The 12,612-nt window shown below is 49.5% G+C and carries 9 protein-coding genes, 1 tRNA gene and 3 pseudogenes; 7 read left to right on the top strand and 6 right to left on the bottom strand.

Annotated features, from left to right (window positions below; all coding sequences use genetic code 11):
• Positions 1-155 precede the first annotated feature (155 nt).
• From BQ8005_RS10545 to BQ8005_RS10540, 3 genes and pseudogenes are all read right to left on the bottom strand, one after another.
• Complete coding sequence (locus tag BQ8005_RS10545) at positions 156-1,277, bottom strand: PDDEXK nuclease domain-containing protein (RefSeq protein WP_075318012.1); 1,122 nt, start codon at positions 1,275-1,277, stop codon at positions 156-158.
• Positions 1,278-1,302: 25 nt separating this feature from the next.
• Positions 1,303-1,368, bottom strand: a pseudogene (locus BQ8005_RS17225) (site-specific integrase); the annotation flags it as partial.
• A gap of 71 nt (positions 1,369-1,439) precedes the next feature.
• A pseudogene (locus tag BQ8005_RS10540) lies at positions 1,440-1,789 on the bottom strand (mobilization protein); the annotation flags it as partial.
• A gap of 413 nt (positions 1,790-2,202) precedes the next feature.
• On the opposite strand from BQ8005_RS10540, the gene BQ8005_RS10535 reads away from it, so the two are divergent.
• From BQ8005_RS10535 to BQ8005_RS10515, 5 genes are all read left to right on the top strand, one after another.
• On the top strand, positions 2,203-3,492 hold the full coding sequence (locus BQ8005_RS10535) for an NCS2 family permease (RefSeq protein WP_075318011.1): 1,290 nt from the start codon (positions 2,203-2,205) through the stop codon (positions 3,490-3,492).
• A 214-nt stretch (positions 3,493-3,706) separates the two neighbouring features.
• Positions 3,707-4,339, top strand: a complete 633-nt coding sequence (locus BQ8005_RS10530) for a hypothetical protein (protein ID WP_075318010.1) — start codon at positions 3,707-3,709, stop codon at positions 4,337-4,339.
• A gap of 37 nt (positions 4,340-4,376) precedes the next feature.
• A complete protein-coding gene (locus tag BQ8005_RS10525; RefSeq protein ID WP_075319134.1) occupies positions 4,377-4,940 on the top strand; it encodes a cob(I)yrinic acid a,c-diamide adenosyltransferase in 564 nt (187 codons plus the stop codon).
• A gap of 72 nt (positions 4,941-5,012) precedes the next feature.
• A complete protein-coding gene (locus tag BQ8005_RS10520) occupies positions 5,013-5,234 on the top strand; it encodes a DUF2795 domain-containing protein (RefSeq protein ID WP_002558131.1) in 222 nt (73 codons plus the stop codon).
• 131 nt (positions 5,235-5,365) lie between these two features.
• Positions 5,366-7,795, top strand: coding sequence for a DEAD/DEAH box helicase (locus BQ8005_RS10515; protein ID WP_075318009.1), 2,430 nt, complete (start codon positions 5,366-5,368; stop codon positions 7,793-7,795).
• 29 nt (positions 7,796-7,824) lie between these two features.
• Here BQ8005_RS10515 and BQ8005_RS17220 read toward each other — a convergent pair.
• From BQ8005_RS17220 to BQ8005_RS10500, 3 genes and pseudogenes are all read right to left on the bottom strand, one after another.
• Positions 7,825-8,315 (bottom strand): annotated as a pseudogene (locus BQ8005_RS17220) (GNAT family N-acetyltransferase).
• 9 nt (positions 8,316-8,324) lie between these two features.
• On the bottom strand, positions 8,325-9,242 hold the full coding sequence (bla, locus tag BQ8005_RS17215; protein ID WP_075318008.1) for a class A beta-lactamase: 918 nt from the start codon (positions 9,240-9,242) through the stop codon (positions 8,325-8,327).
• Positions 9,243-9,306: 64 nt separating this feature from the next.
• Positions 9,307-9,393, bottom strand: a tRNA-Ser gene (locus BQ8005_RS10500).
• A gap of 97 nt (positions 9,394-9,490) precedes the next feature.
• On the opposite strand from BQ8005_RS10500, the gene BQ8005_RS10495 reads away from it, so the two are divergent.
• The gene (locus tag BQ8005_RS10495) at positions 9,491-10,051 is read left to right on the top strand and encodes a porin family protein (protein ID WP_075318007.1); all 561 of its coding nucleotides are present in this window, start codon (positions 9,491-9,493) and stop codon (positions 10,049-10,051) included.
• Positions 10,052-10,137: 86 nt separating this feature from the next.
• Positions 10,138-12,603, top strand: coding sequence for a replication restart helicase PriA (priA, locus tag BQ8005_RS10490; protein WP_075318006.1), 2,466 nt, complete (start codon positions 10,138-10,140; stop codon positions 12,601-12,603).
• The last annotated feature ends 9 nt before the right edge of the window (positions 12,604-12,612 follow it).

The raw sequence follows: 12,612 nt of genomic DNA, 5'->3' as shown, positions 1-12,612 counted from the left end.
ACTTGCTATAATTATCGTCTGCATTTACGGTTTAGTTCTGTCTTTTGTATATACATCCAAACTAACCTAAACCTATTCTTGTTGGCAGTAATAAACGTGCTGGTGAAAAGAGAAAGAATGGCTTTCCTTCTTTTCGCCAGTAGTGTTTTTTATTGCTAATAGTTTGCAGTTGAAATGAACTTCTTAATTTCCTCTTCAGTGGGAAGTTCTATCATATACTTTTGCACGAAGATGTTCGGGGCTAATCCGGCAGTGGCGTATTTTACCAACGTGTCGCCCTTCTCGGTGCAAAGCAGGATGCCGACAGGCGGATTGTCGTCGGGTTGCATCACTTCCGCCTTGAAGTAGTTAAGATATAGGTTCAGTTGCGAAGCGTATTCGTGGCGGAACTTGTCTATCTTCAATTCCACGATGATATGGCATTTCAAAATGCGGTGGTAAAACACGAGGTCGGCAAAGAAATAATCCCCGTCTATCAGGATTCTCTTTTGGCGTGCTTCGAAGCAGAAGCCATGTCCCATTTCCAACAGGAAGCGTTGCAGGTTGTCCAGAATGGATTGCTCCAAGTCGTTTTCCGTTACCAAAGCACGGTCGTTCAATCCCAAAAACTCTAACGTAACGGGCGTGTTAATAATGTCTTTGGGCTGCAGCGGTATGGCTTGCCGTTGCACCAAAGCAGATAAGGCTTCTTTGTTTTTCGACAATCCGCTGCGCTCGTAATAGAGGGAATTGATTTGCCGCTCCAATTCCTTTACTGACCAGCAGCCCCGAATGGCTTCCATTTCGTAGAAAGCACGTTTTACAGGGTTATCAATGGGTGAAATTACATTCAAATGGGTAGAGGATAGGCGGCTAAATAACTTTTCGGGTGGGGTAATCCATTTGTTTTGAGCCGATTGAATGTATTGAGAAGATTCGGCGGTTGGCGACCGCCGAATTGGGTCTGCAAATTCGGCGGACAGTGTGTGCCGAATTTCGCTTCCTGCCAATATGTATTGTGCGATAGGCTCTTTCAGTTGCGGATAAACGAGGTACAACCGCCGGAACTCACGAAACCTGCGCTCGTTCAGTCCTTTGACATTCAACCGCTGTTCCAGTTTCTTCAACAGTTGTTCGCCGTATGCGGCACGGTCTTCACCGTTTTGCTCAAACTCCACGATATAGCAGCCCATGAGCCAATTGCGGGCAGTCAGGGCGAGGTTTACAGCGTGTGCGGCTTGCGCCTGCAACGTGCTTTGTATCGTGCTGATATGTTTTACTAATGCTTCAAAGCCCATAATTGCAAAGGTAAGTCTTTTATGGTTAAAACTTTAATTCCGGCAGGCTGTTTATCGCCTCCTCTTTCAATTTATCCACCGCACGGGTGTAAAGATATGAAAAAGGAACAATTAAAATACCATTTGATTACTCCTTTCTTCTAGATTTGAGCGATTCAACAATTACAATTTGAATCCTCTGCTTTTCCTTTCTTCCTGTTGTGGTTGTCTTGTGCCATATCTGAGCCTGTGCCATTGTTCCCTGAACCAGTCGGCAATCGGCTTCCTGATTATTGTCAGGTTCAGTCAGCTTTCATCGTTAGGGTCATTTCCACCATTAGAATATAATCCTTGGCATTAAAGTTTTACCTATGCTGCTCCGAATAGATTTTACCGCTACATTTCAAAGCTTCTTTTTTGACTATAAGGCTTTCAGTCATTTCTTTAGTGCCCCCCAGCATGGCACAGAACTTTTCCATGCGTAGCATTTCCTTGAGATTATGGATTTGTGTATCATGCTGTTTTTGCATCTGTATCATATCAATGATATTTCCGTTCGACTATTTTATTTTTAAAGCTGCTTTTCTTATTGTGTAAAAGATGCTCGGGTGAACTTTCACTGTAAGATACTGGTATTTATATGGTTATGGTGAAATGAAACTCAGACTTAAGGAGACGGTGAAAGCAGTAAGTTTCACACTCCGTCCGCAAATCTCTTCTTGTGCCTTCACCGTGCACCTTGTATGTTTCACCGTATCGCATTTGTTTTCAATGCATTGTGGCGATGTGAAAGCGTGAGGGCTTCAAGGGAGAAATGTTTTTTTAAGGTGATTTCTCGTCGTAAACACCTACTTGAGCACGCTAAACATCTACTTTACGGATGTAAAGAGGGACTTTATGTTTTTTATTTCTTACTTTTGTTTCCGACTTATCCGAATCGCACGATATGCTGAAAAGACTTTTCGATTTTGATCCGAGGACGATGACTGTCCGCAGGGAGGTGGTAGCCGGTTTGACCACTTTCCTGACCATGGCCTATATCCTGGCCGTCAATCCCAATGTGTTGAGTTCGACGGGCATGGACCGTGACGCGCTGTTCACGACGACGGTCATTGCCTCTGTATTTGCGACATTGGTTATGGCTTTTTATGCCAAACTGCCCTTTGCGCTGGCGCCGGGCATGGGGCTGAACGCTTTCTTTGCCTATACGGTTTGCTTGACGATGGGCTATCCCTGGCAATTTGCACTGACGGCTGTGCTGATTGAGGGAATTCTTTTCATCTTGCTGACAGCCACGGGCATTCGGGAGAGAATTGTCAATGCCCTGCCCGAGGTAATTCGCAAAGCGATAGCTCCGGGCATCGGCTTGTTCATTGCATTTATCGGTTTGCAGCAGTCGGGCATCATCGTACGAAGTGAAGCTACTTTGGTAACTTTAGGCGATGTCACCAGCCCGCAGGTGGTGCTCACGTTGGTCGGCTTGCTTCTGACTTCTGTATTGCTGGTACGCAAGGTTGCGGGGGCTCTGCTTATCGGCATTCTGGTAACTACGCTCCTGGGCATACCGTTCGGAGTGACTCACTGGCAAGGTTTGTGCAGCCTGCCGCCATCGCCTGCTCCCATCGTGTTTCAGTTTGATTTTGAACACATCTGGAGCCTGGACATGCTGGTGGTGGTTTTCACGTTCTTGTTTATTGACCTTTTTGATACCATCGGTACACTGGTGGGCATGTCCGTGAAGGCGGGTATGGTGGACAGACAGGGGAAAATCCGTCGGCTGAACCGGGCTTTTATGGCCGATGCGCTGGGAACGACGTTCGGGGCCCTTATGGGGACGAGCACTGTCACCACTGTGGTCGAGAATGCGGCTGGTGTGAACGAAGGCGGGCGCAGCGGCCTCACGGCTTTTGTGACGGCGATGGGTCTAGTGCTTGCCTTGTTCTTTGCGCCGTTCTTTCTGTCGGTGCCGACGGCGGCTACGGCTCCGATCCTGATATTGGTGGGGCTGATGATGCTTTCCACGCTGAAAGAGATTGATTTCTCCGACTATTCCCGTTCCATCTCCGCTTTCCTTTGCCTGATTATGATGCCGCTGGCCTATAGCATTTCCGAGGGTATTTCCATCGGCATGATCAGCTATGTGTTGGTGAACCTGTTGTCCGGCCACCGCAAGCGGCTCACGGTTACAATGTACATCCTGACAGTATTCTTTCTGCTAAAGTATCTTATCGGATGAGGAAAAGGCTGTTTCAGGCAGGTTAACGCAGTGCTTTCTTGCCTTGCCATGCAGTGCTTCCTGAGGTCGTCATGCAGTACTTCCTCGCCCCCTGACGAAGCACTGTGTGGAGGGCTCATGCAGCACTTCGTCAGGGCGGGTGCAAAATACTGCTGCCGGTTGATGGATTTCTGCCGGATTACTTTATCTTTGCAGGTATAAAACTGTCAGGAACATGAACCGTATCTCTATCTTGTGCAAGCGTCCTTTCGTGCGTCTGGCCCGCTTCCGCCATCGGTGCGGTTACGGAGTGCACTCACCTTTTGCTTTCCATCTGATAACGGGGGTCATCTACGAGACTGCACCTTATTATAAGTATGCTTCCCTGCTGGAAGGGGAGAAGCGGCAGGCAACGCAGCACCCCAGCAGCTGGAGAGAAGAGCCCTTGCGGGTGAAGCGGCTTCTGTTCCGTCTGGTTAACTATGCGCGGCCGGAAACGATTGTCGATGCGGGACCTCTGTCCTCTTCGGGGCTCTATTTGAAGGCGGGTAGGGAAGGGGCGACTTATACGGCTGCTGCGGAGCTGGACGAACTGTTTCTGGAGGCGGGCGTACCGGTAGACTTTCTGTATCTGCACGACTGGCGGCGTCCCGACTTTGTAGAGGAAGTGTTCCGTCAGTGCGTGGAGCGGGCTCGTGGCTGCTCGGTATTTGTCATCGAAGGCATCCGCTACACGTCGGCCATGCGCAGGCTGTGGGACGCCATGAGGCAGGACGAACGCTGCGGCATCACGTTCGACCTCTACGACTTGGGCATCATCTTCTTCGACCGGACGAAGATAAAACAACATTATCTGGTAAACTTTTGAAGCCTTCGGGCTGTTAATGCTTAAAACATATACTGATATGAAGAAAAGTCTGATATACACACGTACGGGTGACAGCGGCAAGACGTCGCTCGTGGGAGGGACGCGTGTTCCCAAAACACATGTCCGTTTGGAAGCGTATGGCACGGTGGACGAGCTGAATTCTTTTCTGGGGCTGCTGGTTTCCCGTTTGTCCAACGATGAAGATAAGGCTTTTGTGCAATGGGTGCAGAACAGTCTGTTTGTCGTAGGCAGTTATCTGGCTACCGACAGTGAAAAAACAGAACTCCGGGCAGCCAGTATCGTTACCCCCGAACAGGTGGAAAAGGTGGAGGCGGAGATCGACCGTCTGGACAGCCAGCTCCCGCCGTTGAAGGCATTTGTGCTGCCGGGAGGTGATGAGGTAGCAGCGCTTTGTCACGTCTGCCGTACGGTCTGTCGACGTGCTGAGCGTCGTATTTTGGCGTTGGCGGAAGAGGTACATGTGGCGGACGAATTGTTGGCTTATGTGAACCGTTTGTCCGACTATCTGTTCGTTCTTTCCCGAAAAATCAACCTGGATAATAAAAAAGACGAAATATTTTGGCAGAATAGTTGCAAGTGAAATAAAATGTTATACTTTTGCCGAAAATATTGAGAAAAGAATATTGTACACAAACTTAAAGGCTTAGAAACTATGTATTGGACATTGGAATTGGCATCGAAGCTGGAAGATGCCCCTTGGCCGGCAACTAAGGATGAACTGATTGATTATGCTATGCGTTCGGGTGCTCCGCTTGAAGTGATTGAAAATTTGCAGGAGATGGAAGATGAAGGCGAGATATATGAAAGCATTGAAGATATCTGGCCTGATTATCCAAGCAAGGAAGATTTCTTCTTTAACGAAGAGGAGTATTGATTACGCATATCTGAAGCAACAGCATTGCAGCAAATTAAATTAGAAATAAGGAAAGGTGGTTCTGAAGGTCGGAGTTTACGGCCTGCTGACCACCTTTCTCTTTTTTTGTTACATCGTATTTCAGGAATATCATGATTGCACGAAATATGAACGGATGCCGCCTGCCGGTATTGGACGGCCATGGCTCACCCTTTGAGTGTCGGGATGAGGTAAGCAGGCTTCTGAATGAAGTATACGGGTATCGGCAGTTCCGTGATCTGGAGATATACAAAGACTTATTCGGCGGAAAAGATAAAGTCGTTCTGTCGCAGGGACACTTAGTCGAACACGTCATTCGGGAAGCCGAAAAGGCTAAAGACGATCGTGAGCGGCCGGACAATGTCCTGCTGACGGCTCCGACAGGATCGGGCAAGTCGTTGATTTTTCAGCTGCCCGGCATTTATCTGGGGCAGGCATACGGACTGCTTACGCTCATCGTTTCCCCTCTGAAGGCTCTGATTGTCGATCAGGTAGAGGGATTGCAGGATCTGGGTTACGAGCGTGTGGCATACGCTTCATCCGACTTGTCGCCCGAACAGAAAGCTGAGGTATATCGCCGGGTGCGCGAGGGTGAGGTGGACCTGTTCTACCTCTCGCCCGAGTTGTTGCTGTCCTACGATATCCGTCACTTTGTGGGCGACCGTCGTATTGGGCTTGTCGTAGTCGATGAGGCTCATACGGTGACTACCTGGGGCAAGGAATTTCGTGTAGACTATTGGTTCCTGGGGCGTTATCTTTCTGGTTTGAAACAGACATTGGGCTATGACTTCCCGCTGTTTGCCCTGACGGCTACGGCAGTATGGAATCCGTCGGGCGACAACGATATGGTTTTCGAGACGGTCCGTTCATTGCAGATGGAACCCTGTGTGCTCTACATTGGTACGGTGAAGCGTCGGAATATTGGTTTCGACATCCGCCAGTTGCAGCTGGAGGAAGGGGAAACTTACGATAAGGCCAAGCAGCGTGCTGTTTCTGCCCGTGTGGACGACTATCTGGACGGGCATAAGACGTTGCTCTATTATCCCTTTGCCGGTGGGATCGACATGCGGATCAAGTCGTGGGTGAAGCCTGCCGACTGGCCTTTGGTCGCTTCCTACTACGGGAAGAAGGACAAGGTGCAGAAGGCTGCCATTGTAGACGCCTTTAAGGATGGTAGTAAGCGGCTGATCGTAGCTACCAAGGCTTTTGGTATGGGGGTGGACATCAGTGATATCGACCGTGTCTACCATGTGGCTCCTTCGAGTACGTTTGTCGATTACGTGCAGGAGGTCGGACGCGCTGCCCGTGATGCATCCGTGCAAGGCATTTCGGCCACCGATTTCCACGAACGCGATTTCTATTATATGAACCGTCTGCATCAGACGGGAGCTATTGCCCAGGAACAGTTGGCACTGATTCTGCAGAAACTCATCGAGGTATATCACATGAAAGGACAGAAGCTGGAGATGCTGGTGTCGCTTTCCGACTTCGAGTTTGTGGTGAAACTGCCGCGTACAAAGAATAAACTGGAGTATGAAACGGAACTGGGACAATTTGTAAAGACCGCCTTGCTATGGCTCGAGGAAGACGTGCAGAAACGTTTTGGCTCCCGCTTGCTGGAGGTCAGTCCGCAGAATCTGCTGGTGGAAGGCTATGTGCAGGACAAGACGGGAGATGCGTTTGCCCGTGCGTATGCCGATTATCTGACTCCGGTGGAAGGAGAGGAGGGTGTTTACCTGGCCCGTCTCGATCGTTTGTGGGAAGAGCGTTTCCCCGAATTGGGTTATAAGGAATTCAAACAGAAACTGAATAACGGTACGCTGTGCGAAGGTGCACGTCCGGTTGCCGTAGGCAAGCATGAGGTGCTGCTGAAGGAAGACGCCGATACGCTCCGCAGTCGTATGGACGAGCTGTTCAAGAGTCTGGTTACGCTGCTGAAAACAGCTTTACAGAAGAGTAAGGGGCGTTTTGATGAAGAAGCCTTGCGTGCCGTCTTTGCCGAACATGCGATGGATGTCCGTTCGGCCAAGCGCTTCATTGGTTCCCTGCTCGAGAGCCGTACGGAGGAAGGGCGAAGCGTGAGTTATATCAGCAGCCAGAAGAAAAAGGAGTCCAACGAACTTTCGTTTACCGTAACCCGTGGCTTCGATCTGTTGCTTTCGCGTTATCAGAAGTTGTTTGCCCAGCGTATCACGGGGCATAAGGGCGACCGTTTGCAGTTCTACTGTACGCCGTTTTCCGATTTGAACATGTTGCTTAACCTGCTTTCCATGCTGGGGGGCTTGTCGTTCAGTGTGGCAGGGGGCGGTACGCCGTGCGTTCATGTACGCATCAACGATGCGGATAGGCTGGAACAGCTGGCGGCAGCCGATGGTTATCGTAATCTGATTCTAGATGCTAATGAACGCATTTTCCAGGAACAGATTGAGCTGTTTACGATGTTTTTCGGTACCGATCGTATGACCGACGAGCAGCGTTGGAACTTCATTGAAGATTATTTTACCGGCATGTCGGTGGAGGAGCTGAAGAAGAGGTATTGCTAGCATTTAGGGTTTATTTACTTACCGTTCATCTACAATTTCTGGTATGCCAACCGTTCATCGCCGTTCAGCAGGTAGATGATGCCGCAATAGCGGAAACCGTGTTTTTGCAGGATATGTTGCAAGATGAGGTTGTCGCGGTGGGTGTCTGCCCGCAAGTTCTGTATTTGGGTGTAGCACCACTCCAGGCAGGCGGCGGCTACACCGTGGCTGTCTTCTGTACTGGCCAGGCGGTGGATGGTGGCATAAGGACTTCGTCGTCCAACCATTGTCCTTCGTAGATGCGGGCATAAGTAGGATCTTTGCCAGGAATGAAGGTAAAGGTCCCGATGATATCTCCCTTTTCGTCCAGACAGACATAGCTGTGACCGGCTTCGATATCTTTTTTTATTAAATCTCGGCTGGGATAACTTCCTGTCCATTGTTTCAGATTCCCACTTTTACGCATGATGCGTTTACCCTGTTCAAAGATGTTCATCAGGTGGTCTATGTCTTCTGGTTGAGTCTTTCTGATTTGTATCATGGTGAGTAATCAATATTTTTGCAGGTGGTTGAATACGATTTGAGATATTTGTCCGATGATTTCCTCCGTTTGTGTGGCATTGTATCCCGAATCTTTTACAAAAACGGCCAGGATATAGCGAGTCCCATCGGATAGGGTGATGAATCCGAGGTCGTTGGTCGCTCCAATACGGCCGTCTGCCGTGGTATATCCACTACCGGTCTTGTGGCCAATAATGGCTCCCGCATCATGTAGTGGGGCGGGAAGTCGTTTCATGCCGGTCTGGCAACTGGTCATTGTTTCCTTTATGAAAGCTTTGTAAGGCTCCTTTATGAGATCAGTTTCCAGAAAGTGTTTCAAGAGGCTGGCTGCTGCATAAGGTGTACTCCAGTTGCCTTTGCTGAGGTGATGGTCTTTCTGCATCTCTGCTTCGGTATAGGCAATGCCGAAATCTTCTGTCAGTCCCAGGTTTCTGATAAAAAGGTCTGTCTCGGCAGGCGATACGAGACGGTAGAACAAAATGTCACAGGCATTGTTGTCACTTTGCTGTAGCGTGTATTCCAACAGGTTTCGGACACTGATATCCATTCCGTTTACGTACTCTTCTTGCTGATATCTGTCCCTGAGCGGACTCCAGGTATTGGGCTTCAAATCGGCGGGCGTGATGTGAAGCAGGGTGTCGAGTGATTGGTTGTGGTGGTGTAGATAGTTGCATACGGCCAGTGCCTGATGGAACTTGAATACACTCATCATTTCGTAGTGTTGGCGGTTGTTGAGTGTCAGGCTGTCTCCGTTTTCCAGCAAGAGAGCGATACCGATTTGTGCATCCAATGTGTCTGTATAAGTTTGGAGCTCTGTACGTAGTTGTGTTTGCCAGTCTGAGGCAGGACGGCATCCGTGGATTGTTAAAAAGATGGCCGTCAGGGCGGCGATAATGAACATTTTCATGGTGTATGATGTTTATGAAGAAAAAAGGATGCAAATCTTGTAGTAAGACTTACATCTTTTTTAGCGGAAAGACAGGGATTCGAACCCTGGGAACAGTTGCCCGTTCACCGCATTTCGAGTGCGGCCCGATCGACCACTCCGGCATCTTTCCTTGGTTTGGTCGTGCAAAGGTAGTAGTTTTCTGTTAGATTGTACTCTTTTCGTGGAATATTTTACATATATTTGCCCAAAACTTTAAATGAAAGAATATGAAAAAGGTTTTTAGTATTTTATTAGTAGCTGTGTGCTGTCTGGCATTGGCTACGCCTGCTCAGGCTCAGCTTAAATGGGGCGTGAAAGGTGGTGTGAATATGTCGAAGATTGACTGGAATGGTGGATATGAAGGAAATAAGGACAATAGTGCTGGTTTCTTTATTGGTCCGATGGCCGAGTTTACAATACCGGTTATCGGTTTGGGTATCGACGGTGCTGTAATGTATTCACAGCGTGGTGAAGATGATTTTAAGCAGCAGGGTGTGGAAATTCCTGTCAATCTGAAATATACGTTAGGATTAGGCAGTATGTTTGGAATTTATGTAGCAGCAGGACCGGATTTCTTTTTTAATTTTAAAGATGTTGATTTGCAAGGACTAGAGGCCAAGAAAACACAGGTTGGATTGAATATCGGTGCTGGTGTGAAGCTGGTGAAGCATCTACAAATTGGAGTGAATTATCAGATCCCTTTGGGGGATAGTTTCACTTGGAAGAATGTACAGGAGGCTGATTTTAAAACTAAAACCTGGCAAATCTCATTAGCATATATGTTTTAGAAAAGACAATTAGTTTGATAAGTCAATGGCGCTGCTAATCTTTTTGATTGGTGGCGCTGTTTTTTTGTCGTATCTTTGCACTCACGATGGAAAAATTTGTCGATGTCATATTGCCATTGCCTCTACAGGCCAGTTTCACGTATGCTTTGCCGCCTGAGATGGACGGACAGGTGCAGATAGGCTGTCGGGTGGTAGTATCCTTTGGGCGGAAGAAATTCTATACGGGTATTGTGCGCAATGTGCATTACCTGAAGCCACAGGAATACGAAGTGAAGGAAGTGTCGGCTGTACTCGACGAACACCCTATTCTGTTGCCCTTACAGTTTCGGTTCTGGGAGTGGCTGGCCGACTATTATCTTTGTACGCAGGGCGATGTCTACAAGGCTGCCTTGCCGTCGGGGCTGAAGCTGGAGAGTGAAACCGTAGTAGAGTACAATCCAGATTTCGAAGCTACAGAACCGTTATCCGAACGCGAACAAAAAGTGCTGGACCTGTTGGCTGTCGAACCCGAACAAACGGTGACTAGGCTGGAAAAGGAAAGCGGTTTGAAGAACATTCTTGCTGTAGTGAAGTCATTACTCGAGAAAGATGCTCTTTTTGTAAAGGAAGAGTTGAAACGCACCTACAAGCCCAAGACCGAGACACGTGTGCGCCTTACGGAAGCGGCGTGCAACGAACGGCGGCTGCATTTCTTCTTCGACGAACTGCAACGCCGGGCGCCCAAGCAGTTGGACCTGCTGATGAAGTACATCGAACTTTCCGGCTGTCTGGGAGGAAGAGAGGTCAAGGAAGTTTCCAAAGCCGAGCTGCTGAAACGTTCGGGCGCTACTCCTGCTGTTTTTAGCGGGTTAGTGGATAAAGGCGTGTTCGAGGTCTATCAACAGGAGGTGGGGCGACTGGAAACTGTTTCACAAGCTGTGATGTCCCTCAATGAATTGAATATACATCAGCAACGGGCTTTCGACGAAATCCGCGTTTCGTTCCGCAAGAAAAATGTTTGCCTGCTTCACGGAGTCACTTCCAGCGGCAAGACCGAAATTTATATCCACCTCATTGATGAGGCTATCCGTCAAGGCAAGCAAGTACTTTATCTGCTGCCTGAAATTGCTTTGACTACCCAGATAACCGAGCGTCTGAAGCGGGTCTTTGGCAGCAGGCTGGGCATCTATCATTCCAAGTTTCCCGATGCCGAGCGGGTAGAGGTGTGGCAGAAACAGCTTTCCCATGAACCCTATGACATTATCCTCGGTGTGCGTTCGTCCCTTTTCCTGCCCTTCCAGCGGCTGGGACTGGTCATCGTCGACGAGGAACACGAGAATACTTACAAGCAGCAGGATCCCGCTCCCCGCTACCACGCCCGCAACGCGGCTATCATATTGGCTTCTATGTGTGGGGCCAAAACCTTGCTGGGTACTGCTACGCCCAGTGTGGAGAGCTGGTACAATGCTACCGAGGGTGGTAAGTACGCGCTGGTAGAGCTGAAGGAACGCTACAAGGAAATTCAACTGCCCGAAATCATTCCGGTCGACATCAAGGAACTGCAACGCAAGAAGCGCATGAATGGTCCCTTCTCACCCTTGTTGTTGCAATACGTGCGCGAGGCGCTGGAGCAGAAGGAGCAGGTTATCCTCTTCCAGAACCGCCGCGGCTTTGCACCTATGATCGAGTGCCATACGTGCGGCTGGGTACCCAAATGCAAAAACTGCGACGTCAGCCTCACCTACCATAAGGGGCTCAACCAGCTGACCTGCCATTACTGCGGTTACACGCAGCCTGTGCCCCGTCAGTGTCCTGCCTGCGAGGGAGTGGACCTGCGCAACCGTGGCTTTGGTACGGAGAAGATTGAAGACGACGTGAAAGCTATCTTCCCAGAGGCTCGCGTAGCTCGCATGGATCTGGATACTACCCGTACCCGTACGGCCTATGAACGCATCATCCACAACTTCCAGCAAGGACGGACAGACATCCTTATCGGCACGCAGATGGTGTCCAAGGGACTGGACTTCGACCACGTCAGCGTGGTAGGTATCCTCAATGCCGATACCATGATGAACTATCCCGATTTTCGCGCCTACGAGCGTGCTTTCCAGCTGATGGCACAGGTGGCCGGGCGGGCCGGACGCAAGAACAAGCGTGGGCGGGTGGTATTGCAGACCAAGAGTATCGATCATCCCATCATTCCGCAGGTGATGCACAACGACTTCGAGGGGATGGTGGTCGGGCAGCTGGCCGAGCGGCAGTTGTTCCGCTATCCGCCTTACTACCGGTTGGTGTATGTCTACCTGAAACACCGCAACGAGCAGCTGCTCGACGTCATGGCACAGACGATGGCTGCTAAGCTGCGTGCTGTCTTTGGTGCACGGGTACTGGGACCGGACAAACCGCCTGTGGCCCGCATACAGACGCTGTTCATTCGCAAGATTGTCCTCAAGATAGAAACGAATGCTCCGATGGCACGTGCACGGCAGTTGCTGGTGCAGGTACAACAGGAGATGGTGGCCGAAGACCGTTTCAAGTCGCTCATTGTTTATTACGATGTCGACCCGATGTAGAATATAATT

Origin of the sequence: Bacteroides togonis (assembly GCF_900130135.1) — a bacterium.
In the GTDB taxonomy this organism is placed as follows: Bacteria; Bacteroidota; Bacteroidia; order Bacteroidales; family Bacteroidaceae; genus Bacteroides; species Bacteroides pullorum.
This window is presented reverse-complemented; position numbering and strand designations above follow the sequence as displayed.

What these genes read in the sequence shown, in the direction of transcription:
- BQ8005_RS10545 (WP_075318012.1), bottom strand. Translation starts at nt 1,277, where the DNA reads ATGGGCTTTGAAGCATTAGTAAAACATATCAGCACGATACAAAGCACG.
- BQ8005_RS10535 (WP_075318011.1), top strand. Translation starts at nt 2,203, where the DNA reads ATGCTGAAAAGACTTTTCGATTTTGATCCGAGGACGATGACTGTCCGC.
- BQ8005_RS10530 (WP_075318010.1), top strand. Translation starts at nt 3,707, where the DNA reads ATGAACCGTATCTCTATCTTGTGCAAGCGTCCTTTCGTGCGTCTGGCC.
- BQ8005_RS10525 (WP_075319134.1), top strand. Translation starts at nt 4,377, where the DNA reads ATGAAGAAAAGTCTGATATACACACGTACGGGTGACAGCGGCAAGACG.
- BQ8005_RS10520 (WP_002558131.1), top strand. Translation starts at nt 5,013, where the DNA reads ATGTATTGGACATTGGAATTGGCATCGAAGCTGGAAGATGCCCCTTGG.
- BQ8005_RS10515 (WP_075318009.1), top strand. Translation starts at nt 5,366, where the DNA reads ATGATTGCACGAAATATGAACGGATGCCGCCTGCCGGTATTGGACGGC.
- bla (WP_075318008.1), bottom strand. Translation starts at nt 9,242, where the DNA reads ATGAAAATGTTCATTATCGCCGCCCTGACGGCCATCTTTTTAACAATC.
- BQ8005_RS10495 (WP_075318007.1), top strand. Translation starts at nt 9,491, where the DNA reads ATGAAAAAGGTTTTTAGTATTTTATTAGTAGCTGTGTGCTGTCTGGCA.
- priA (WP_075318006.1), top strand. Translation starts at nt 10,138, where the DNA reads ATGGAAAAATTTGTCGATGTCATATTGCCATTGCCTCTACAGGCCAGT.